We start from the raw sequence: 22660 nt of genomic DNA on the forward strand, positions 1-22660 counted from the left end.
AGAAGCCGGAAATGTATTATCCGGAACCATCGCGGGAGACGGAAGCCTGGTGCTGAAAGTATACTTTAAACAGCAGTTCAGCGTAACCTATGAACCGGGAACCCAGGGAACCTTTAAGGCTGAGACCACAGAGAACCTGGATTACAACACGGCAACCCCTGGATTTAAGGGAACCACAACAGGAAACGCCGGATACACCTTCGCAGGCTGGGAGCCTGAGGTTGCGGATACGGTAACGAAAGATGCCGTCTATGTGGCCCAGTGGACAGCCGATGAAGATACCGAGTATAAGGTAGAGTACTACTATGAAAATGCGGGAGTATACGCAGATACAACCGAAGAGTATACGAAGAAAACCGGAACGACCGGAACATTGGCCGAGGTAACTGCCAGCGATAAGATCCCGTCAAAAGAGGGTTATGTATATGACGGAGAAGCCGGAAATGTCTTATCCGGAACCATCGCCGGAGACGGAAGCCTAACCTTTAAGGCTGAGACTACAGAGAACCTGGATTACAATGCGGCGACCCCGGAGTTTAAGGGAACCGCAGCAGGAAACGCTGGATACACCTTTATGGGATGGGCGCCTGAGGTCGCGGATACGGTAACGGAAGATGCCGTATATACAGCCCAGTGGGCGGCCAACGAAGATACCGGGTATAAAGTAGAGTACTACTATGAAAATGCCGGAACATACAGCGGCACAGCCGATGAATATGCTTTGAAGCGGGGAACTACAGACACCCTGGCAGAAGCAGATGCAGCCGATATGACCCCGGCAAGAAGCGGATATATCTATGACGGAGAAGCCGGAAATGTATTATCCGGTGTGATTAAAGGGGACGAAAGCCTTGTATTGAAGGTATACTTCAAACAGCAGTTCACGGTTAAATACCAGCCCGGAACGCACGGAACCTTTAGCGAACAGACCTATGATTCCCTGGGGTATGGCGATGCAACTCCTGGATTCAACGGCCAGATCACAGGAGCTGCCGGATATGAATTCGGCGGCTGGACACCGGCGGTTACAGCCCAGGTTACACAGGATGCAGTTTATGTGGCAACCTGGAACACAAAAGATTCTACAAAATATACGGTAGAATTCTATTACCAGAGCCAGGGAGCTTATCCTGCGGCTGCCAGCAGCGCTCAGGTGAGAAGCGGCAGAACGGACGAGAAAGCGGCTGTTACCGATGCTGATAAGTCCCCGGCAGCAGGCTATATTTTGGATACTGCGGCATCCAATGTATATGAGGGAACCATTGCAGGAGACGGAAGCCTGGTATTGAAACTTTACTTTAAGCAGCAGTTCACGGTAACGTATGAACCGGGAACCCGCGGTACATTTGGGGTACAGATTCACAGCGGTTTAAGCTATAATGATAAGACGCCTTCCTTTAACGGAAGTACAACAGGTTCAGGACGTTATGTATTTGACGGCTGGAATCCTGTGGTAGCGGATACTGTGACAGGCAATGTTACCTATGTGGCACAGTGGCGTTATGCAGGACCTTCCGGCGGCGGCGGTGGCGGCGGCAGCACCGGCGGCGGCCCCAACTACAATGCATCGGGAAGCAGTGACGGTCCGGGAGCAGCAGTAACGATTCCTCCGTCAGAAGTTCCCATGGCGGATGTGCCGGATACCAATAATATGACGGTGATTGACGACGGATTAGTTCCGTTAGCGGCGCTGCCTAAGACTGGAAACCGTACAGGCGCGTCAGGCTGGATGCTGATCTTATCCGGTTTACTGCTTTCCGCCTATACGATTGTGGCTAAAAAGAAGGAAGAAGAGAATTAACAGCAGAAATCACCCACGGTGATAAAATTTAACAGCAAAGCACAGCAGCCTGCGTCAGATACTTTTTATCTGACGCAGGCTGTTGCTTTCTTTGAAAATAACCGATATAATTGTAACAACTCAGGCGGCTGATCTTCCTGACCCAAAAGGCCGGTCAAGGAGCACTGGATGTCCGTCCGATGCGAAAACTGCGTTAAAGATTATACGTTACAGAATGGAGCTGAACTATGGGATATAAAATACTGTTGTTTGATTTAGACGGGACATTGCTGGATTTTGATGCCAATGAAGCCGATTCTCTGAAAAAGTTGTTTGAATCCAAGGGCCATCCGTTTACAGATGAAGTCCGCCGGACCTACCATTCCATCAATTCCAGATTATGGTCAGACTATGAGAAGGGGAAGATCGGCCAGCCGGAGGTGCTGAATACAAGGTTCGCTGAAACCATGGCCTGTTTTGGAGTCTCTGCAGATGGTGAGGAGTGGGAGCGGAGGTACAGGGAACTTTTGGGTAACGGCGCCCAGTTGATTGATGGAGCATTGGAACTCTGTCGCCTGCTTTCTGCCTCCCACCGGCTGTTTGCGGCCACCAACGGAGTGACAAAGACCCAGCTTAGGAGATTGGAACTGTCGGGGTTGTCTCCATTTTTTGAAGGTGTATTTACTTCCCAGGACATCGGTATTCAAAAGCCGGAGAAGGCTTTTTTTGAGCATGTTATGAGCCGCATAGAAGGTTTTGACCGCAGGGAGGCGTTAATGATCGGAGATTCCCTTACAACCGATATAGCCGGAGGAAATGGAGTGGGAATTGATACCTGCTGGGTGAACCTGAAGGGAAAAGATGCTGACGGCGCAGGATGCACTTATATGGTCACCAGCTTAGAAGAGCTAATCCCCCTCTGCGGATGAGAATCTTTAATAAATCGTAAGTGTTTCTTTTGGGTTTTCCTGTGGTCTGATAAGGGGAGTTTGTTTTATAATAGAAGCAGGAGGTGAAGCCCGTGAGAAAAACCGTGAAATTACTGACAGCCGTTGTGCTTCTGTCACTCAGCGCATCTATGGTGTCCTATGCCGGAAGCTGGAAGCAGGATGAGGAGAAAAAGAATATGTATGGCCCTGAAAACCAGGCGGAAGTGAGCAGCTGGTGGTATCAGGAAGACGATGGAAGTTATCCTGCCCAGTGTTGGAAACAGATCGGACAGAAGTGGTATTATTTTAATCAGGACGGCTGGATGCTTCAGGACACGATCACACCGGATGGAAAAAAGGTGGATGAAAGCGGCGCATGGGTGCCCGGATTTATCCAGTCATATCCGGTTGAAATCGGATATAATACCCAGCCTCCCCGCTTCAGCCACGGGAAGGAGAACGGCGTAACATTTACATCTCCCGAGATAATCGGAGATATTTTAACAGGCCTGGACCAGATAACACTGGAGCCATTGGATGAAAACTATGATGTCAGCTCCGTTGGAATGGTTACGGTGCTCACATTGAAATTTACGGACGGAACCAGCCAGGAGATCCACTATTCCGGATCCTATTTGGTGACCGGAGATAAAAAATACAAGATGGCGGATAAAAATGAAGCTTCTGTCAATGCTGTTCTCTACCAGTCCTATGCGAAAAAGCTGAAGGCTGAAGGGTATGAATCCACTCCGTTGGGAACTGTGGACAACATTAAAAAGGAAGACAGCGGCTGGGAACTCAGTTTCCGCCTGAACTGCCGATATGAATTAGGTGACGGGGACACCACCGGGATAACCTATCAGGTAAAACGCGGGGAGGCCCCGGTACTGGACGCAGCCGGAGACCATTGGATGGTTCTCCACTCCGGTGATCAGGTTCAGGTTATCTATGACAGCAGTGAAAATGGAGAGCTGACTGCAAAAGCCATATTGATAACAGAACATGCTAAAAATTATTGAGAAACAATCCCGCTTGAAGAAGATGAGCCCGGAAAAAGGCCAAAACAAAAGACCGTATGAATGAACAATACGGTCTTTTGTCTTTTATTATAAATTAAAAAATTAGGGGGGCTGTTTAACCGGCCAAAAGAGTGACATGACATTACTAAGGTCTTTTGACATTTCCTATTGTAACGGCTTTTGAACCGGAATGGAAGGGGTTAGGCCGCTCTTTAACGATTTTTTTATGGTATGTTAACAGTTTATTTATAGGACAGGAGAAAATGAAAAGAAAGCACATATTGATTTTACACGGATGGATGCATTCGGCGGCCCGCTATGAGCGGCTGAAGGATGCGCTGAAAGGATATGAGACCACATGTTATGAGTTTCCGGGGTTTGGAGACAGCCCGGCAGTATTTAAACAGCTGATTCTGGATTGTTATGCCAAAGAGCTGGCCTGTTATCTCAAATCCCATGAAACGGATGTGATCATCGCCCATTCCATGGGAGGCGCGGTGGTTTTAAGGGCGCTGAACCGTTTTTTACCCAAGAAGAAATATACGGTAATTTTGATCAATCCGGCTTACGGCGGAGTGCCCAAACTGCTGCCCGCGCTGTTTTTGCTGCCTTTGGTATGGGCGGGAATCTGGATACTGCGCCTGCTGCCTTATGGAGTTTCAAAACGGATTTACCGGCTATTGTCATTGGCCACCATTAACCGGAGTCAGGATATGGATGAGCTGATCTGTCTGGATGCGAAAAAAGGGGATCCTCTGACAGCGGCACTTCTTTTGGCGGAAATGGCCGTGGATCCTTTTCGGACCGGGCCTGTAAAAAGCCATGTGTTCCTGATCGTCAGCGGTAAAGACCGGGTTTTGTCCCGCAGATCCATGAAGAGGCTGAGACAGGATCTGGGCGGCTGTCCATGGGTGAGCTACCCACAAATTGGCCACACTCCTGTATTGGAAGCTTTTGAACATCTGGCCGGGGATATCAGGAAGATTGCCGGCAGTTGAATGGAGATTAAAAGGCAATAAAAAACCAGCGCATGGGAAAATGACATGCGCCGGTTTAAAGAAGAATTATTACATAAGATATTTTAAGGAAACGCATTGGATAAATCAAGTAGTTGCTTAAAAATTAACAAAAAATTAGCGGAAAAACGAGGAAAATCAGGCACAAAAAATACTTGCAATTTTTGCCATATCACTTATAATAAGGTGTAACTTTTAACGTCAGATGATGATTACCGTGATCTGGCGTTTTTGTATGAAACAGTTTGCTATTTAAACATATTGAGGAGATACCGTTATGACAAATGATATGACCTCCGGCAGCCCGGCCCGTCTGATTATACGCTTTATGATCCCCATGTGCCTGGGAAATATATTTCAGCAATTTTATAATTTGGCGGATTCCATCATCGCCGGCCGATTTATCGGAGTGAACGCCCTGGCTGCCATCGGAAGCACAGGTTCCTTGATTTTCCTTGTGATCGGCTGGCTCAACGGACTTACCAGCGGTTTTGCGATTTTAGTTGCGCAGTGTTTCGGCGCTAAAAAATATGATAACATGAGGCATTATATGGCCATGTCCGTCTACCTCTGCCTGGCCTTTGTGGTAGTGATGACGGTGGGGCTGATGGCATTTAATTACCCAATCCTCAGGATGATGAATGCGCCGGAAGATATTATTGGCGATATCGGAGGCTATATGGCGGTTATTTATGCAGGCCTGGCTGTTACGGCGGCTTATAATGCGCTGGCGGCGGTATTGAGGGCCCTTGGCGACAGCAAGTCCCCGCTGTATTTCCTGATTATTTCCGCTATAATCAATGTAGTGCTGGACATTGTATTTATTGTATCCCTGGATATGGGGGTTGTGGGCTGCGGGTATGCGACCGTAATCGCCCAGGGCATCTCAGCCCTGCTCTGCCTTATTTACATTGGGAAGAAATTTGAAATCCTGAAATTGAAAAAAGCGGATTTCCGTTTTTCCTGGGCCAGCATAGGACGGCTTTTGGGACTGGGAATCCCTATGGGGCTTCAGTTTTCCATCACTGCAATCGGGACCATAATTGTACAGGGAGCTGTTAATATCTATGGCGCGGTGTATATGGCCGGATTCTCGGCAGCAGGAAAGATACAGAATATTGTATCCACTGTATTTGTTTCCTTCGGCGCTACCATTGCAACCTATGTGGGCCAGAACCGGGGAGCAGGCAAGATTGAACGGGTGCATGAAGGCGTCAAAAAAACCCAGATCATGATTCTGATCTGGAGTGTGGCCATGATTGGGGTGATCCATTTCTGGGGAACCTATTTGATAAGGATTTTTATATCAGGATCTCAAACGGATGTGATTGAAGCGGCCAGAGTTTATTTCAGGACAGTGGCCTGGTGTTATCCCCTGTTAGGGAGCATATTCCTTTACCGCAATGCGCTGCAGGGGCTTGGGTACGGCCTGGTGCCCATGATGGGAGGCGTATTTGAGCTGATTGCCAGGGCTGCGGTGATCATGGTGGTGTCCGGGAAGGTCAGTTTTGCCGGTGTCTGTTTTGCAGATCCCATGGCCTGGATTGCGGCATTAATACCGATAGTTCCTTACTATTTTTATAAAATTCGCAAAATATAGTGTACATTTTGCTCTGAAAGCTTTATAATTATTGAAAACAATAAAAATGAGAGGTGATAGGTATGAAGATTATTTACGCAATCGTAAGTTCTGACGATGGTACCAGGGTGACGGATGTGCTGAATGAACATCATTTCAGTGTTACAAAGCTGGCAACTACCGGAGGATTCCTGAAAAAGGGCAACTCCACACTGATGGTAGGTACAGATGATGATAAAGTAGATGAAGCGATCGAACTGATCAAGGACACCTGTGGAAAGCGCCAGAGAATCACCTGCAACGTTCCTGCGCCTAATATCGGATCAATCTCAGCCGGATACATGATGATGCCTATGACTGTAGAGCTTGGCGGAGCCACAATATTTGTTACAGATGTAGAACGTTTTGAGAAAATATAATAACAGCCGGCTTTTATAAGCCGGTTTTGTGAAGAGAAGCCGGTTACCTGATTCAGCCTTTGGCGATTTAGGGGGCCGGTTTTCTATTTTACCGCAGAAAAAGATATTAATTGTTCGAAAATGAGAGAATAGGTGACTGTTCACAGCCCACGCTGGCGGACCCGGCCTGACGGCCGTGCCGCTTTGCAGGGCTCCACCTTCCGCCGTTTGAACTCATAGTTTCGGCCAGGACAACTCTAAGACCGGAAGGGGATAGAAACAAGGGGACCGATGACATTCATCGAGAAGTCCTGAAGGCCTTCTCGATTCAGGTCCTCTGAAAATCTGACTTTGAAGGTCAGATTTTCCCCCTTATTTCTATCCCCTTCCAGTCTAAGAGTTGTCGATGGCCTGCAAAAATCGTTCAAACGGCGGAAGGCGGAGCCCCGCAAAGTGGCACGGCCGTCAGGCCGGGTCCGCCAGCGTGGGCTGTGAACAATAATGAGAATAGTCTGAAAATAATAAAAATGCAAAAAAGAGTATTGACAAATGCAAGGCTATTGGATATAATAAAGACAACAAAAAGAAATACAAAACAAAATCTAAACAAGGAGGTACGGACCACCAAAATATTAAGCTTCGTTTAGTTTATTACTTGAATAAACTGAACAATAGGACAAACCAATCTACCAAAGCAAAAACAAAAGAGAATCAAATCTAAGATTTGTTTATCGAATGAAATACGAAATGGATCGTTTGGTGATATGACGAGAAAGTATTGCTGGTGCGATAAGAAATTTCGAAAAGCTAAAGATAACACTTAGAAAAAAGATGTAAAAGAAAAAAGATTCAAAAAGGTAATAGCAGAGGTAAATGGAAAAACTGAATAAAGAAAATGTACATATCAACAAATGATAAGACGATGTACAGCATACTAAAGAATTGTGAGGTATTACTCCAATGGACGAAATAGTTTGAGAACGAGTATCGAAGGTAATAATTAATCGATACTCGTTCTTATTTTGTTTCTGCATTTACTTGATGGGCAGGCGGAGGATAAAACGGGAACCTCCGGCGGCGCCGTCAGTAACGGCAATAGAACCGTTATGGAGCAGCATCAGTTCTTTGGCGATGCTGAGCCCCAGCCCATAATGCTGTTTGTTGTTTCTCGAATCATCAGCCCGGTAAAAGCGTTCGAATACGTGTTTTTTTAATTCATCGGGTATTCCGCAGCCTTCATCCTCCACCCCTATGATGAGGCTGTTTTTTTTGTGGTTCAATTCAGCCTGTATCCTTATGGTTCCCTGGACGGGAGAATAAGTCATGGCATTGTCCAAAAGAATGGTGAACACCTGCTGCAGGCGCTGTTTATCGCCCCTGACATGGGGCAGGGGAGTTTCCGGCAGCAAGAGATCCAGTTTTAACCCCTTTTCCTGGCAAAGCGGCTCAAAACACTCGTAGATGTCAATGAGCAGCGTGTCCATATCCAGACTTTCCGGATGGAAACTCCAGGTTCCGGTATCCGCGGAAGCTAAGAGAAGCATGTCATTGATCAGATGAGACATGCGGCAGCATTCATTGTCAATGTTTTTCAAAAACTGTTCCTGCCGGTCCGGGGCAGCGGTAACGGCCGATAAACTGGAACGGATAACCGAAAGAGGGGAACGTAGTTCATGAGAGGCGGCGGCAATAAATTCGTTCTGTTTTTTTCTGCTCTCCTCAATGGGTTTTAAAGATCTTCCCACAAAGAACCAACTGACTGCAAAAAGGCCTGCAATGCCCGCAATTTCCAAAAACAGCAGGAAAAACCGCTGCTTATACAGGCTGGAGGCGGCCGGGTCCTGATAAGATAACAGGGTCAGGCTTTGGAATCCCTTCTGGGAGGGGAAAACCAGGACAGAGGCATAGTATGTGTCATTGAAGTCTCCGGAAACCGTAAAAACAGAACTGCGGAGAAAGGAAGAGGATACCGGCGCGCGTTCGGTACTGATCCCTTCCGAACGCGCATATTCCCAGGCGCGGTCAATCAGGACGGCGCGGCCGGTCAATGGCTGCCAGCTTCCATTATACAGGAGAGGGAAACCATTATCTTCAATATGTATGATCAGCCCGTTTCTGCTTTCTGTTTTGGAAAGCCAGGTCCAGTCTATGCCTGTTCCCGATTGGATACGGGAAGTGATGTTTAAGATGTTATTCTGAAAATTGTCCAGATTCTTTTTTTGGGCGTCTTTGGCGCTGACTAGCAAAACTCCGATCACAACCGCAGTCAGGATCAGGCCGGTGGTGACGGTATAGAGCGCGGTTAGCTGCCGCCGCAGTTTTTTTATCATGCAGCGCCTCCCTCTTCCAGCCGGTACCCCACGCCATGTATGGTTTTAATCTGTACCAGAGCTTGTACGGATTTCAAACGCCTTCTTAAAAAATAGATATAATTATCCAGGTTGCCTTCTTCCACTTCTGAATCAGGCCCCCATATGTAGGAAAGAATTAATCCTCTGGGCAGAATCTGATTGGCATTCCGGATCAGATATTCTAAAAGCGCGGCTTCCCGTTTGCTGAGGGTGACAGTGCCCCCAGGGCCGGTCAATTCATGTCTGTCCGCATCCAGGGAGATATTCGAGAAGGATTTGCATAATGCGGGTTCCAGTCTGGCCGGGCGCCGGGTCAGGGCGCGGATTCGTGCCAGAAGTTCTTCCACCGCGTAAGGTTTTACCAGATAATCGTCTGCTCCCGCGTCCAGTCCGTCAATTCTGTCATTAATTCCGTCCAGGGCAGTGGTGATAATCACAGGGGTGGAAATCTGCTGCCTTCTCAGGCTTTTTAACAGGCTGATCCCATCGATTCCCGGCAGCATGCGGTCCAAAATGATCACATCGTAAGGGTGCCCGGCAGCGTAGTAAAAGGCATCCTGGCCGGTATAGCAGGCATCCGTTTCATAATTCGCATGGATCAGCTGCAGTTTGACCGTATCGCATAATTCTTTATCATCTTCGACCAATAGAATTCTCATGATAATTTCCTCATCTTTAAATAGATTTATTTCTTCATTATAACAGACAAATCTCTAAAAAACCTAAAAGAAATTGTTTCCATTTAGTAATAGTTCAGACGGCTCATCTTCCTGACCGAAAAAACCGTCTAAATTTTTATTCTGTTTTACAGATTTTTTAGAGAAGTATTTGATATGATGATGGCAGATACGAAAAACATGGATTGGAGGAAAATTATGAGAAAAAAACAGATCATACCGATTGCGCTGGCAGTGAGCATGGCTGCCGGCCTGCTGGGAGGATGTTCTCTCGGATCAAATACAGATGCGGACACAGATATATCTGCGGATACAGATTTATCTGCGAATACCAGCAAAGCGGCAGAGGCCGGGGAAACCAGCCCACAGGGGGAAATAACGGCTAAGGGCAGGTACGCGGAGAGCAATATCGCTGTTCCGGGAGGGGCAGGTGATATGGTTGCGGATATCATACAGCTGGATGACGGCACTCTGGAATTATATATGAATAATGAGAGTGAATACAGCCGTTATCAGCTCCGTGACGGCAAGTGGGAAAAACAGGAAACGTCATTTTTAGAGGAAGTGAAATTTCCTTATGGTTTTAATATGATATACGGACAGGATGGCATCCGCTATGTGGCTTACAATGATATGGAAGATTACAGGTCGCATTTGCTGAAGCTGGAAGAAGGGCAGCCGCCGAAAGAACTGTTGGAAGATATTTTATCCGTAAAAAAAGAAAGCGGATATTACGCGGTGCATCCCGATTATTATGGGATCATGGCTGACGGGACTATTTTGATGTCCGATAAAGATAAAACCACCGCTTATACACAGGATGGAGTCGAAATTTTCTCCATGCCCCAGCAGTGGAGTTCCATGGACTGGCGTCAGGGCGGTTTCCTGTACGGAGATGTCTATATGACAATCGGCGATAATGGTTTTCTGGAATATAGCGTGAAGGAACAGTCAGGAATGGCTAAGGCGAATTATCCCTTCCAATCCAAATCAGAATATGGCGATCATTTTTCAGCCATGGCATCCGACCGGAAAAATGGTTTTTATGTATTGAATGCGGAAGGCATTCACCATATGAATCTGGGAGGGAGCATTTGGGAAACAGTTGTGGACGGAAAATTGAATTCCCTCAGCATGCCAAGCGCCAGCCTTAATAAATTGTTTGTGGGGACTGAGGATGATTTCTATGTTTTGCTGGGAACTGCGGACAGTGACGAAATCAAACATTATGTGTTTGATCCGGAGATGCCTGCCGTACCGAGCAAAACGCTGACCGTATATGGCCTGGATCTCAGTGAAAATGATACAATCCGCCAGGCCGCATCCATGTTCCAGCTCAACAACCCGGACGTCATCGTAGAGCTGATAGACGGCAGTGAGGCATCGGGAAGTACCACGGTTTCTGATACGATCCGGACACTTAACACGGAGATTTTAGGCGGAAATGGGGCGGATATCCTCATATTGGACGGACTGCCTGTGGATTCCTATATAGAAAAAGGCGTTTTGGATGATATGAAGGATCTTTTAAAACCCATGATTGATTCAGGAGAACTTTTAGATAACGTGACAAGGCCTTTTATGGAAGAGGACGGAAGCCTTTACCAGATTCCCGCCAGAATGATTCTGCTGGCGTCCTATGGAGACCAGAAGGCCATAGACAGCCTGGGATCATTGGAAACCATACGGGCTTATCAGCAGAATCCGGCCAATAAACCGCTCCGGCCCAAGACCAATTACGAAAACCTGCTGCGTCAGATGATCAGTCTGACCTATGATGAAATTGTGGATCAGGACAGTAAACAATTGGTTCCGGGAAAGATCAAGGAGCTTTTGGAAACCGTCCAGATAGTAGGAGAAGCCTGTGGGGCGAAAGCCATTTTTGATGAGGATGAAGATTCGGGCAAAGGCCGCGTTTATAACATGATTTTCGGAAAGGGAGGCTTTTCAATCGGTGAATATGACCGGGTGGATACCGGTAAATCCAGCATTGCCATTGAAAATATCAAAGGCCTCAGTGATATGATGCTTCCGTTTGCGGTCATTAAAAAGAATCATTTTACCCTCCAGCCTGTGAACCGCTCTTACATGCCGGTCGGAATCCTGGGGATTAATAAAGGAAGCAAAAACCTGGAACTGGCCCGCCAATTCGTACAGTATGTGGTGGGAAGCGAGGTGCAGGGCAGTGATTTAACGGATGGGCTTCCCGTCAATACCAAAGGGATTGAGGAATGGATGATTGATAAAAAGACCAGCATGTATTCCATCGGTGTTTCAGGAGGGGATGGATATGAGTTGTCAGGAGAATGGCCAAATTATGAAGAGAAGAAACAGATATTCCGGCTGGCGGAGGATGCAGACCATCCGATCGTCGTGGACCGTGTATTATTGGGGATTATCATAGATGAGACAAAAGGATTGTTTGACGGGACCCTGTCGCTTGAGCAGGCGGCCCAGAATGCGGAAAACAAAGCGAAATTGTATTTCTCAGAATAAAAAAGCATTTCTTTTTCTGGCTCCCAGCCTGATTGGAGTTTCTGTTTTTGTATTGGCCCCTTTTCTGAATGTGGTATTCAGATCTTTCTATCAGGCAGTTGGAGGCAGATTTGTAGGCCTTCGTAATTTCAGAGAGGTTTTAAACAGCCAGGCATTCCGTCTGGCTGTTTGGAATACGTTCCGTTTCACTGCGGTCTGTATCCCTGCGCTGCTGGCGCTGTCTTTACTGCTAGCGCTCTTAGTACGGGCGGCTAAAAATGGGGCGGGGCTTTACAAGACCAGCATCCTGCTGCCCATGGCCATACCTGTGGCCTCCATTGTATTGCTGTGGAAACTGGTATTTCACAATAAAGGGATTCTGAACCAGATATTACTGCTGTTTGGGGCGGCGGGAAAGGATTGGATGGGCGGGAAGAGCGCGTTTTATGTGCTGGCCGCCACTTATTTATGGAAAAATACAGGGTATGACATGGTGCTTTGGCTGGCCGGACTGGATGGGATTTCCGGAGAGCTGTATGAAGCGGCGGAAGTGGACGGGGCCGGCGTGGTCCAGAAATTTATCTACATCACTATGCCGGGGCTGAGGCGCACGGTGCTGCTGGCGGGTATCCTGTCAGTGGTAAATTCCTTTAAGGTATTCCGTGAAGCCTACTTGGTCGCAGGAGATTACCCGGATGAGAGCATATATATGCTGCAGCATCTGTTTAACAACTGGTTTGTGTCCATGGACATTCAAAAAATGAGCGCCGCTTCCGTCCTGATAGAAGCCGTAGTGCTGGTTCCCGTCATTTTGTATATTCTGGCGGGCAGACGAAAGAAGAGGGGGATGGAAGAGTGAAAAAGGTCTGCGTCAAGGTGATCCTCATATGCTTCAGCATTCTTGTGTGGCTTCCGCTTCTCATGATGGCAGGAAATTCCCTGATGTCGGAAAGTGAGATGCTGGACCGGTTTGCTGTGATATTCGGAAGCGGAACAGGGCCGGTAAAGCAGGCATTCCTTCCGTCTTATCCCACCCTCAGGCCGTATGTGGAGCTGCTCATCGATTCACCGGGATTCTATGTGATGTTTTGGAATTCCTGCTTTCAGACAGGAGCTGTTTTAGCGGGCCAGATGCTCATCGCCCTTCCCGCCGCCTGGGGATTCGCCAATTTTTCTTTTCGGGGAAAAAGGGCCTTATTCTTTCTTTATATTGTTTTAATGGTTCTCCCATTTCAGGTGACCATGGTGCCGAACTATCTGGTGCTTAAAAACATGAATCTGCTGAACAGCCACTTTGCGGTGATTCTGCCGGGGATATTTTCCACTTTTCCGGTGTTTATTATGACGAAGTTCTTTGAGGGCATCCCAACACCTCTTTTGGAAGCGGCCAAACTGGACGGGGCCGGGGAAATTACCATATTTTTTAAAGTCGGGATTCCTTTGGGGATACCGGGAATTGTTTCCGCCCTTGTTTTGGGGTTTTTGGAGTACTGGAATGCGATTGAACAGCCGATGGCATTTTTAAAAGACAGACGGTTATGGCCGCTGTCCCTTTACCTACCGGAGATTACGGCGGATAAAGCAGGGGTGGCTTGGGCGGCCTCAATTGTTATGATGATATTGCCGGTCACCCTGTTCATACTGGGACAGGGAAATTTAGAGCAGGGAATTGCTGCTTCCGGAATAAAGGAATGAGAAAATGGATCGAAATAAGACGGACAGGAAAAAATTCGATAAAGAAAAAATTGGAGTTTGGTGCAAAAAGACATTAGCCATTTTTCTTGTATCCATGGTGATCCTCACTTTTTTATCCAGGGTGATGGATGCGGTAACGGTAGCGAAAGTACAGACCGGACTGGCAGGACAAGGGGTGGTCGTCTATGAGTTTACAGGTGATGGAACTTATACGGCGGATGATATGGTGTACATAAGCCTTCCGGAAGGGATGAAGGTTGGAAAAGTGGAAAAACAGCCGGGGCAGGAAGTGAAGGCCGGTGAAGGCGTTCTATCCCTTCAGATGGAATCCCTGACAGAAGAAAAGGAAGCTCTGGAACTGGAGCTGGAAAAGGCCAGGATTCTGCTGGAACAGGAACGGCTGTCATCGTCCCCCATACCGAGAGTGACCCAGGAAACCCTGGCGCTTCAGGCCGTTGAAGCGGATCAAAAAGCGCTGGAGCTTGGAAAACAGGATTTATTGGAGGCGAAGGACGAATATGCCGTAAAAACAGCCGATTTAAAACAGGAATATCAGAGAAAGCTGGGCAGATCCAGGGAAGAGGTAAAAGAGGATGCCAAACGCACGTATAAAAGCGCCAGACGTTCCTATGAGACGGCCAGGATCAGCCGGGATTCGGCGGTAAAGCGTGCGGAGCGGGAAGTGAGCGACAAACAGAAGAAGCTGGATAAACTGATTGAAAAGGATGAACCGGAAGAGGACATCGCCGATGCGGAACTGGAGCTTGCAAGGGCAGAGGAGGATTTGGAGGAAATAAAGGAAGAACAGGATGTGCTGGTGGAAGAAGCCAGAGCCAGGATGTATGCGGCGGAAGAGGATTATGAGGATGTGGATTACGGCAGTGAAGAGGCGAAGGAAGAATTGAGGAAGAATTATGAGACGGCCGTTGAAGCGGAGGAAGATAAGTTAAAAGAGGCAGAGCGGAAGGTAAACTCTCTGGAAGAAGCGCTGTACCAGTCCATGCAGAAGCTGGAAAATGCCAGGGTTTCGGATGCGGGTACTATGGCTGAGGAACAGGCACAGAAAGAGGCGTCCCGTCTGAGGCAGAGGTCCATGGAACTGGATATCCGGGAGATTGAAAAGAAGCTGGAGAAAATCAATGGCCTGATCGGCCAGGAGGGAATGATTTTCGCTTTGACTGACGGCATTATCGTGGATTCGGAGCTGAAAGACGGAGAACTGATTTCCCAGGGAAAACAGATAAAGATGGCCTGCGGAGCCCTTTTACTGAAAGCCCGGATCAATAAAGAGGATGCAAAGCTGATAAAGCCGGGGCTGAAAATGACGGTAAAGAATCCGGGAGAACAAAAAGGGATAGAAGCTGAGATCGGGATGGTGAACCAGATGACCGGCAGCGATGAGGCGGAAATAACGGCGGTTATGCAGGAAGGCCAGGGAGTGCTCGGTGGAAATGCCGGTTTTAAAATCAGGATGGAATCAGGGCCCTATCCCACAGTTATCCCCATTGAGGCTTTAAGAGAAGACAGCACAGGATATTTTTGTCTGGCAGCGGAGCCGAAAAAGACCATATTGGGCGAAGAGTTAACTGCAGTGAGAATACATCTGGAAGTGCTGGAAATGAGCAGCACGTCGGCAGCCGTTTCAGGAGCCATAAGCCCGGAAACCAAGCTGATCATATCCGGAAATAAAACGGTCGGTGAAGGAGACCGGGTACGGGTGGTGACGCAATGAGACGATGGACAGCCATAATGGCGGCGGTTATCTTTCTGGGAATCGGTCTGGCGGCCGGTTTCTCCCTGCGCGGTTACAGCGGCCAGGTTTTCCTGCATTACCCGGATGGAAAAGGGCCGGATCAGAAGGCCATCGAAAAAATGGAAGACGGGGAAAAAGAGGCGGCAGAGTGGAAGCTTCCCCGTTTTGCAGCCTGGCGGATGGAAGAAGGGGTGGAAGTGAAAGCCAATACGCCGGGTAAGAAAATTATAGCTGAATGCATGACCGTTTATGGAGAAAAAGGGCTGGCGGCGCCTCTGCCGTTATATGCCGGGAACTTTGGATCTGCAAAGGACAAGGTAGGGTGTGTAGTCAGCCAGGGCCTTGCCATGGAATTATTCGGTTCCGGCCAGGTGGTGGGAATGGAACTTCTCTGTATGGATAAAACCTATAAAATACGCGGAGTGATGAAAGAAAAGAAAAACCTGGTTTTGCTGCCTTCTTCCGGCCAGCCGGCATTTGAATCTCTCCTTTTCGATTATGGGGAAGGGGAGAGCGGTAAAATGGAGGTACAGAAGCTTTTATTCCGCTATGGGATTGATTCGGAATCCCTCAGCGCGGACGGGGCTCTTTTCTTTTCGGGAACTATGTTCTTCGTATATCTGGCCGCCGCTTCTTTTTTTTTCTGCGGCATATATGAGTTTGGAAGGCAGTACAGGGAACGGGATGCCATGGACGTGATTCCTGTATTTTTAATTGTATTTTCCGCAATGGTTTGTTTCTTTCTCCTCAGCCGGGGGGGAGCTTCGGTTCCCCAGGAGTTCATTCCGACCCGGTGGTCGGATTTTGATTTTTGGGTCAATAAATATAGAGAAATAAAAGGGTGTTTAACCCAGCTTTTTAAACTCATGGATCTGTATTGGCCGGCCTTTGTGGTAAAAAGGGCAGCGGTGGGCATAGGATCGTCCTTTCTGGCGGTTTTGGCCATGACTTTCAGGTGAAAATGTTTTACAAATCCTTCTGTATTTGGTATTCTTTTAAGTAAGAAAGAAACATTTCAGAATGGAGGAAATTATGAATTACAATGAAGAAGCACTGAAGCTGCATGAAGAAAACAAAGGAAAGATCGGCATTGTGAGCAAGGTGCCGGTTCAGACCAGGGATGATTTGAGCACAGCCTATACGCCCGGCGTCGCAGAACCGTGCAGAAAAATCCACGAGGATAAAAAAGACGTTTACAAATATACGGCAAAAGGCAACCTGGTGGCGGTCGTATCCGATGGAACCGCCGTTTTAGGACTTGGAAACATCGGGCCGGAAGCGGCCATGCCGGTGATGGAGGGAAAAGCCATATTGTTTAAATCCTTTGGCAATGTGGACGCCTTCCCCATCTGCCTGGATACCACAGATACGGAAGAGATCATAAAGACCGTAAAGTACCTGGCCCCCACCTTTGGCGGAATCAACCTGGAAGACATCGCTTCACCCAAGTGTTTTGAGATCGAGGAGAGGCTGGAAAAAGAACTGGATATTCCTGTATTTCATGATGACCAGCATGGTACGGCCATTGTTGTTACGGCAGCTTTAATCAATGCGTTAAAGGTTGTGGACAAGAAGATGGAAGAGATCCATGTAGTTTTAAATGGTCCGGGATCTGCGGGAACGGCTATCATTAAAATGCTTCTTGCAGCAGGGGTGAAGCATATCATCGCCTGTGATGAGAATGGAATTTTATATAAAGAACGTGAAATAGGAATCAAAGATCACAAGAAGATGCTCTGTGAAATCACCAATCTGGAGGATAAGAGGGGAACCCTGGCCGACGCTTTGGTCGGAGCCGATGTGTTTATCGGAGTGTCCGTGGCAGGCGCGCTGAAACCGGAGATGGTCAAAACGATGAACCAGGATCCGGTGGTATTTGCCATGGCAAACCCAACTCCTGAAATCATGTATGAGGAAGCGGTTGCGGCAGGCGTTAAGGTTATGGGGACAGGGCGTTCCGATTTCCCAAATCAGATCAACAATGTATTGGCATTCCCGGGAATTTTCCGAGGTGCGCTGGATGCGGGAGCCAGGGATATTAACTATGAGATGAAAGTTGCGGCAGCCTACGCGATTGCCGAACTGGTTGAACCGGAAAAACTCTGCGCGGAATATATCATTCCGGCGGCTTTGGATCCGAGAGTGGCCCCTCATGTGGCAAAAAGGATAGCGGAAGCGGCGGTAAAATCAGGCGCTGTGAGAAAATAATGAGGATTTACGGCGGGGCCGGGCGGTGATATCCCTATCATCCCCGGCCCTGTTTCGGTGAGTTATTGGATTCCTTCCAGATTAAAGGGCGGCGTGTATTCTTCTTTCGCGCTGCTTTTTTCTTGCATAAAACCCTGGTCAAGCCCCAGCTCAAGGGCCAGGTCCACCACTTTTTGATACTCATAAGACGTGATCCGGCGGTTGATTTCAGGATGGTCCTTACTGTGGTAAAAGGGCGTGTACTGGCTCAGAAGGCTGATATAATACCGGCCTTTGGGCAGATTTCCGGCAATCCAGCGCAGGATGGCAGACGAATCGGCCCTGCATCCGGGCAGGACCATGTGGCGTATGATGACGCCCTTTTTCATCATGGGAATTTTGGGGTCCTGGCAGTCAAAAACAGGGGAACCGGTTATTTCTATCATATGGGCGACGGCCTGGGATGCGGTTTCAAAATAATCGGGAGCGTTGGAGTAGCGTTTGGCCAGTTCGCCGCTGTAGTATTTAAAATCCGGCAGCCAGATATCCACGTAACCGTTTAACAGGTCAATGGCCTCTGTGCGTTCATACCCTCCGGTGTTATAGACCACGGGGATGGACAGCCGGTGTTTCACCAGGTCAAGGGCTTTGATGACAGAGGGCAGGAACTGGGAGGCGGTCACCAGGTTGATATTATGAGCCCCCTGGTCCTGGAGGCGCAGAAAAATGTCCGCAAGCTGATTGACTGTGATTTCTTTTCCGAACCCTTCCTGGCTGATGGAGTAGTTCTGACAAAAACAGCAGCCCAGGGTACAGCCTGAAAAGAAGACGGTTCCGCTGCCGTTTCTGCCGCTGATACAGGGCTCTTCCCACATATGTAAAGCGGCCCTGGCGACTTTTGCTTGGGAGCCGCTTTTACAGTAACCTGTAGTTTTTGTCCGGTCAGCCCGGCATTTTCTGGGGCATAATTCGCAGGATTGATAGTTCATTGGACAACCTCATTTCTTATCTGATTGACAAAGAATCGGATTCTCTGTAAAATGATTTTTAATGGCTTTTTTAGAGAGGGGTTTATAGCTGTTGAAAAAATAGTTTTTAAGCCTATTCTAGTATACGAAAGCTGGCTCAATTACGCAAGACAAAAGGGAGCGGACAACGGAATTTGCGTAACGTAATAAATGTGCAACGTAATAAATGTGTAACGTTATAAATGTGTAACGCAATAAATGTGCAACGTTATAAATGTGCAACGTTATAAATGTGAAACACAATAAATGTGAAACACAATATATGAAAAACACAATATATGCGAGACACAATATATGCGAAACACAATATATGCGAGACACAATATATGCGAAACACAATATATGCGAAACACAATATATGCGAAATACAATATATGCGAAACGCAATATTTGCGAAACGCAATAATTGCGTTTCGCAGTAGTTGTGTAAAAAAACGCTCTGGAATGGAGATTATTATGGAAAATAAAAGGACGGCGGCTTTAAAATATGCGTTTCCGAGAACCGTACCGGTCATGGTGGGGTATTTGTTTTTGGGAGCGGCATATGGAATTTTAATGAATGTAAATGGATATGGGATCTGGTGGGCGCTGGCAATGAGCGTCTTTGTGTACGCTGGAAGCCTGCAGTATGTGGGAATCACCCTGCTGGTGGCGGCCGTCAGCCCCATAACCGCTTTTTTAATGGCCCTGATGATAAACGCCCGTCATTTATTCTATGGGATATCCATGCTGGACAAATACAGGGATGTGAAAAAATTCAAACCGTATCTGATCTTCGCCCTGACGGACGAAACATTTTCCGTTTTGTGCAATGAGAGGGTGCCGGGAACCCTTGACAAAGACTGGGTTTATCTGTGGGCCTCTCTGCTGGACCAGTGTTACTGGGTGGCAGGAACTTTGATCGGGGCGCTGCTGGGCAATCTGATAACCTTTGATACCACAGGGCTGGATTTTGCCCTGACCGCATTGTTTATCGTGATTTTTGTGGATCAGTGGAAGGCCAGAGAAGGACATGTCTCTGCAGTAATCGGTGTGCTGGCCTCAGTGGCCTGCCTGATGATCTGGGGAGCGGATGCCTTTATCATACCGTCCATGGTTTTGATTCTGGTGATACTGACCGTTAAATATAAGAAGGGGGAGAAGGGAAATGAATGATGTAACTCTGGGAATATTGATAATCGCGGCTCTTGTGGCAGGTACGGCCATCACCCGTTTTCTTCCTTTTCTTTTGTTTCCGGCCGGAAAAAAGACGCCCAGGTATGTGGAATTTCTTGGAAAGACCCTTCCTTATGCCACAATCGGGCTGTTGGTGGTGTATTGTCTCAAGGGGATTTCCTTCCAGGCATACCCTCATTCTCTGCCGGAACTGATCGCTGTGGCGCTGATCGTTGTCCTTCACCGATGGAAGGGCAATTCCCTTCTCAGCATCGGAGCGGGTACGGTGATTTACATGATATTGGTTCAGGTGGTATTTGCCTGAAACGGCGCTGCCGGAGGGCTACATAACGTAGTCCTCCGGCATTTTATGTTGTTCTTTAAATTCTTTTGGGGAAGCGCCGAACTCCTTTTTAAACGCCCGGTAGAAGCTGGTGTAATCGTTAAAACCATACTGCTGATAGACCTGTCCAAAGGGAATTCCGGAAAGAATTCCGTTTTTGCTTGCCTGGAGCCGTTTTTTAGTGATGTACTGGTGAAGGGAAATGCCCATGTTATCTTTAAAAATGTGGGAAATATGGTATTTGCTCACATAAAAGAAGGAAGCAAGCTGTTCTAAAGAGAGGTCCTCGTCCAGATGATTGTTGATATAGTCGCACAAATTCAGGTAAAGCACATTTTCATAAGAGGCAGGAACCTGGTGGAGGAGATCGTAGCTTAAACGGTTGATATAGAGCAGAAAGGATGCGCTCATCAATTGGCTCTGCATCTCTTTAAAGGGCCGGTTTCCATTGCATTCTTCGATCAAATCCAAAAGACGGCCCTGGATTTCCTGTGCCGTAATAAAATCCGGCCTGAAGTGATAATGCTGGTTTTTCAGGGCATAATCATAACCATAGGCAAAATCCCGTCCAATCTGGCAGAGTTTGTCAAAATAGGACGGATTCATCCAGAAAACAAAACGCCGGTAAGGGATATCGCCGCTGTGAAAACGGGGCTGGTGAAGGATGTCAGGGGGAATCAGCATATAATCCCCATATTGGAGGGAGTAGGTGATCCCGTCCACTTCGTAATCCATATCGCCTTCCATAAAAAAATAGAATTCATAATGGCTGTGGGAATGGGCTGAAATCCGGTTGATTTTGGCGTCGCTGTAGTAAAAAATTTCATAATCCCCGGGCATCATATACTGCCTGGTATCAAATCCGGTGGAGAGATCTTTTTTCATCAGGGTTCCTTTCTGATCGTAATGATTGTATTTATTATAGTGCATTACAGCAACTTTTGCAATGTGAACGGCAATTATCTCAATGGTATTTGGAGGCAGTTTTGTTATAATGAGACCAGAAACAAGAAAACGTGAAACTGCTCAAGAGAAGAGCAGGAGCGGTTTGAGCAGAGCCGTTAGGGCGGCGGAATGGAGGAAAAGATGAAATTATCATTCAGATGGTATGGCGAAGACGATAAGGTGACCCTGGAGAATATCAGACAGATACCGGGGATGAATTCAATTGTAACGGCGGTTTATGATGTGCCCGTAGGCGAGGTGTGGAGCAGGGAGAGCATTGCCAGGCTGAAAAAAATGGTGGAGGACGCAGGGCTTGCCTTTGACGTGATTGAAAGCATACCGGTGCATGAGGATATCAAACTGGGCAAACCGAACCGGGACAAATATATTGCCAACTACTGTGAAAATATCCGCCGTGTGGCAGAGGCGGGAATCAAATGTATCTGCTACAATTTCATGCCTGTATTCGATTGGACGAGAACCCAGTTAGACCATGTTCTGGATGACGGTTCCACATCCCTTGTCTATTACCAGGAACAGGTGGATCAGGTGAACCCGCTGGAAAGTGAAAGTGATTTAACCCTTCCCGGCTGGGATTCCAGCTACACCAGGGATGAATTAAAAGCGGTTGTGGCGGAATACAACGCCATGAGCGAAGAGGACCTTTGGAACAACCTGAAATATTTCCTGGAAGCGGTTATTCCGGTAGCTGCCGAATGCGATGTAAATATGGCCATTCACGAGGACGATCCATGCTGGAGCATTTTCGGCCTCCCAAGAATCATCACCTGTGAGGAGAACCTGGACAAATTCCTGAAACTGGTGGATGATCCCCATAACGGAATCACGCTCTGCACCGGTTCTCTTGGATGCTCCGGAAAGAACGATGTTGTCAGGATGGCAGGAAAATATGCGGCTATGGGCAGAATCCATTTTGCCCATGTGAGAAATGTGGCTGTTCTGGACAATGGTTTTGAAGAGAGGGCACACCTTTCCAGCTGCGGTTCCCTGGATATGTTCGCTATTTTAAAAGCGCTCCATGACAATGGTTTTACGGGATATGTGAGACCGGATCACGGACGGATGATCTGGGGTGAGACGGGACGCGCCGGATACGGCCTTTATGACCGGGCCCTTGGGGCAACCTATATCAACGGATTATGGGAAGCGATTGAGAAAATGAGCTGATTCTGCCGGGTGGAAATATAAAGCAGAAATTATGAGACGGAAATCATAAAGCAGAAATTATGAGGCAGAAAACATAAAGCAAAAATTATTATGAAGCGTTAATTATGAGACGGAACTATTTTATAAGGAAATATTTAACAGC

The 22660-nt window shown here is 47.5% G+C and carries 19 protein-coding genes; 15 read left to right on the plus strand and 4 right to left on the minus strand.

The features are described 5' to 3' along the window. The 6 genes from GPL15_RS20070 to GPL15_RS20095 form a co-directional block, all read left to right on the plus strand. On the plus strand, nt 1-1801 hold a 1801-nt coding region (locus GPL15_RS20070; protein ID WP_215700452.1), incomplete at its 5' end, for a doubled motif LPXTG anchor domain-containing protein. 227 nt (nt 1802-2028) lie between these two features. Continuing rightward, complete coding sequence (locus tag GPL15_RS20075) at nt 2029-2709, plus strand: YjjG family noncanonical pyrimidine nucleotidase (protein WP_215700453.1); 681 nt, start codon at nt 2029-2031, stop codon at nt 2707-2709. A gap of 92 nt (nt 2710-2801) precedes the next feature. After that, entirely contained in the window at nt 2802-3728 is a 927-nt protein-coding gene (locus GPL15_RS20080; RefSeq protein ID WP_215700454.1) for a hypothetical protein, read from the plus strand. A 263-nt stretch (nt 3729-3991) separates the two neighbouring features. After that, nucleotides 3992-4726, plus strand: a complete 735-nt coding sequence (locus GPL15_RS20085; RefSeq protein ID WP_215700455.1) for an alpha/beta hydrolase — start codon at nt 3992-3994, stop codon at nt 4724-4726. A gap of 295 nt (nt 4727-5021) precedes the next feature. Next, complete coding sequence (locus GPL15_RS20090; RefSeq protein WP_252198526.1) at nt 5022-6344, plus strand: MATE family efflux transporter; 1323 nt, start codon at nt 5022-5024, stop codon at nt 6342-6344. A 62-nt stretch (nt 6345-6406) separates the two neighbouring features. Beyond that, nucleotides 6407-6742: a cyclic-di-AMP receptor gene (locus GPL15_RS20095; RefSeq protein ID WP_215700456.1), complete on the plus strand. Its 336-nt coding sequence runs from the start codon at nt 6407-6409 to the stop codon at nt 6740-6742. Between the two features lie 1013 nt (nt 6743-7755). Here GPL15_RS20095 and GPL15_RS20100 read toward each other — a convergent pair. Together GPL15_RS20100 and GPL15_RS20105 are read right to left on the minus strand one after the other, a co-directional pair. Further along, nucleotides 7756-9051: a HAMP domain-containing sensor histidine kinase gene (locus GPL15_RS20100; RefSeq protein ID WP_215700457.1), complete on the minus strand. Its 1296-nt coding sequence runs from the start codon at nt 9049-9051 to the stop codon at nt 7756-7758. After that, on the minus strand, nt 9048-9731 hold the full coding sequence (locus GPL15_RS20105) for a response regulator transcription factor (protein ID WP_215700458.1): 684 nt from the start codon (nt 9729-9731) through the stop codon (nt 9048-9050). Before GPL15_RS20105 ends, GPL15_RS20100 begins: the two co-directional genes overlap by 4 nt. A gap of 216 nt (nt 9732-9947) precedes the next feature. Between GPL15_RS20105 and GPL15_RS20110 the strand changes: the two genes are divergently transcribed. The 6 genes from GPL15_RS20110 (at nt 9948) to GPL15_RS20135 (ending at nt 17880) form a co-directional block, all read left to right on the plus strand. After that, complete coding sequence (locus GPL15_RS20110; protein ID WP_215700459.1) at nt 9948-12245, plus strand: hypothetical protein; 2298 nt, start codon at nt 9948-9950, stop codon at nt 12243-12245. Beyond that, nucleotides 12208-13083 carry a sugar ABC transporter permease gene (locus GPL15_RS20115; RefSeq protein ID WP_215700460.1) on the plus strand — a complete coding sequence of 292 codons (876 nt, stop codon included), beginning with the start codon at nt 12208-12210 and terminating at the stop codon, nt 13081-13083. Before GPL15_RS20110 ends, GPL15_RS20115 begins: the two co-directional genes overlap by 38 nt. After that, complete coding sequence (locus tag GPL15_RS20120; protein ID WP_346345011.1) at nt 13080-13919, plus strand: carbohydrate ABC transporter permease; 840 nt, start codon at nt 13080-13082, stop codon at nt 13917-13919. Before GPL15_RS20115 ends, GPL15_RS20120 begins: the two co-directional genes overlap by 4 nt. A gap of 4 nt (nt 13920-13923) precedes the next feature. Further along, a complete protein-coding gene (locus tag GPL15_RS20125) occupies nt 13924-15651 on the plus strand; it encodes an HlyD family efflux transporter periplasmic adaptor subunit (RefSeq protein ID WP_252198527.1) in 1728 nt (575 codons plus the stop codon). Then, the gene (locus GPL15_RS20130) at nt 15648-16631 is read left to right on the plus strand and encodes an ABC transporter permease (RefSeq protein WP_215700461.1); all 984 of its coding nucleotides are present in this window, start codon (nt 15648-15650) and stop codon (nt 16629-16631) included. The genes GPL15_RS20125 and GPL15_RS20130 overlap by 4 nt, the downstream gene beginning before the upstream one ends. Before the next feature lie 73 nt (nt 16632-16704). After that, the gene (locus tag GPL15_RS20135; RefSeq protein WP_215700462.1) at nt 16705-17880 is read left to right on the plus strand and encodes a malic enzyme-like NAD(P)-binding protein; all 1176 of its coding nucleotides are present in this window, start codon (nt 16705-16707) and stop codon (nt 17878-17880) included. Nucleotides 17881-17942: 62 nt separating this feature from the next. Here the strand turns inward: GPL15_RS20135 and GPL15_RS20140 are convergent, their stop codons facing one another. Beyond that, complete coding sequence (locus tag GPL15_RS20140) at nt 17943-18848, minus strand: radical SAM protein (RefSeq protein WP_215700463.1); 906 nt, start codon at nt 18846-18848, stop codon at nt 17943-17945. 495 nt (nt 18849-19343) lie between these two features. On the opposite strand from GPL15_RS20140, the gene GPL15_RS20145 reads away from it, so the two are divergent. Next, nucleotides 19344-20042, plus strand: a complete 699-nt coding sequence (locus tag GPL15_RS20145; protein WP_215700464.1) for an AzlC family ABC transporter permease — start codon at nt 19344-19346, stop codon at nt 20040-20042. Beyond that, nucleotides 20035-20367: an AzlD domain-containing protein gene (locus GPL15_RS20150; RefSeq protein WP_215700465.1), complete on the plus strand. Its 333-nt coding sequence runs from the start codon at nt 20035-20037 to the stop codon at nt 20365-20367. Before GPL15_RS20145 ends, GPL15_RS20150 begins: the two co-directional genes overlap by 8 nt. Before the next feature lie 18 nt (nt 20368-20385). Here GPL15_RS20150 and GPL15_RS20155 read toward each other — a convergent pair whose 3' ends face one another. Continuing rightward, entirely contained in the window at nt 20386-21270 is an 885-nt protein-coding gene (locus GPL15_RS20155; protein WP_215700466.1) for an AraC family transcriptional regulator, read from the minus strand. A 201-nt stretch (nt 21271-21471) separates the two neighbouring features. On the opposite strand from GPL15_RS20155, the gene uxuA reads away from it, so the two are divergent. After that, nucleotides 21472-22518 (plus strand): mannonate dehydratase, encoded by a 1047-nt coding sequence (gene uxuA / locus GPL15_RS20160; RefSeq protein WP_215700467.1) that lies wholly within the window; start codon nt 21472-21474, stop codon nt 22516-22518. Nucleotides 22519-22660 lie beyond the last annotated feature (142 nt).

Origin of the sequence: Clostridium sp. MCC353 (assembly GCF_018785315.1) — a bacterium.
Classification (GTDB): Bacteria; Bacillota; Clostridia; order Lachnospirales; family Lachnospiraceae; genus CHH4-2.

Coding starts and splice junctions, on each gene's coding strand:
- GPL15_RS20075 (WP_215700453.1), top strand. CDS start 2,029: ATGGGATATAAAATACTGTTGTTTGATTTAGACGGGACATTGCTGGAT.
- GPL15_RS20085 (WP_215700455.1), top strand. CDS start 3,992: ATGAAAAGAAAGCACATATTGATTTTACACGGATGGATGCATTCGGCG.
- GPL15_RS20090 (WP_252198526.1), top strand. CDS start 5,022: ATGACAAATGATATGACCTCCGGCAGCCCGGCCCGTCTGATTATACGC.
- GPL15_RS20095 (WP_215700456.1), top strand. CDS start 6,407: ATGAAGATTATTTACGCAATCGTAAGTTCTGACGATGGTACCAGGGTG.
- GPL15_RS20100 (WP_215700457.1), bottom strand. CDS start 9,051: ATGATAAAAAAACTGCGGCGGCAGCTAACCGCGCTCTATACCGTCACC.
- GPL15_RS20105 (WP_215700458.1), bottom strand. CDS start 9,731: ATGAGAATTCTATTGGTCGAAGATGATAAAGAATTATGCGATACGGTC.
- GPL15_RS20110 (WP_215700459.1), top strand. CDS start 9,948: ATGAGAAAAAAACAGATCATACCGATTGCGCTGGCAGTGAGCATGGCT.
- GPL15_RS20115 (WP_215700460.1), top strand. CDS start 12,208: ATGCGGAAAACAAAGCGAAATTGTATTTCTCAGAATAAAAAAGCATTT.
- GPL15_RS20125 (WP_252198527.1), top strand. CDS start 13,924: ATGGATCGAAATAAGACGGACAGGAAAAAATTCGATAAAGAAAAAATT.
- GPL15_RS20130 (WP_215700461.1), top strand. CDS start 15,648: ATGAGACGATGGACAGCCATAATGGCGGCGGTTATCTTTCTGGGAATC.
- GPL15_RS20135 (WP_215700462.1), top strand. CDS start 16,705: ATGAATTACAATGAAGAAGCACTGAAGCTGCATGAAGAAAACAAAGGA.
- GPL15_RS20140 (WP_215700463.1), bottom strand. CDS start 18,848: ATGAACTATCAATCCTGCGAATTATGCCCCAGAAAATGCCGGGCTGAC.
- GPL15_RS20145 (WP_215700464.1), top strand. CDS start 19,344: ATGGAAAATAAAAGGACGGCGGCTTTAAAATATGCGTTTCCGAGAACC.
- GPL15_RS20150 (WP_215700465.1), top strand. CDS start 20,035: ATGAATGATGTAACTCTGGGAATATTGATAATCGCGGCTCTTGTGGCA.
- GPL15_RS20155 (WP_215700466.1), bottom strand. CDS start 21,270: ATGAAAAAAGATCTCTCCACCGGATTTGATACCAGGCAGTATATGATG.
- uxuA (WP_215700467.1), top strand. CDS start 21,472: ATGAAATTATCATTCAGATGGTATGGCGAAGACGATAAGGTGACCCTG.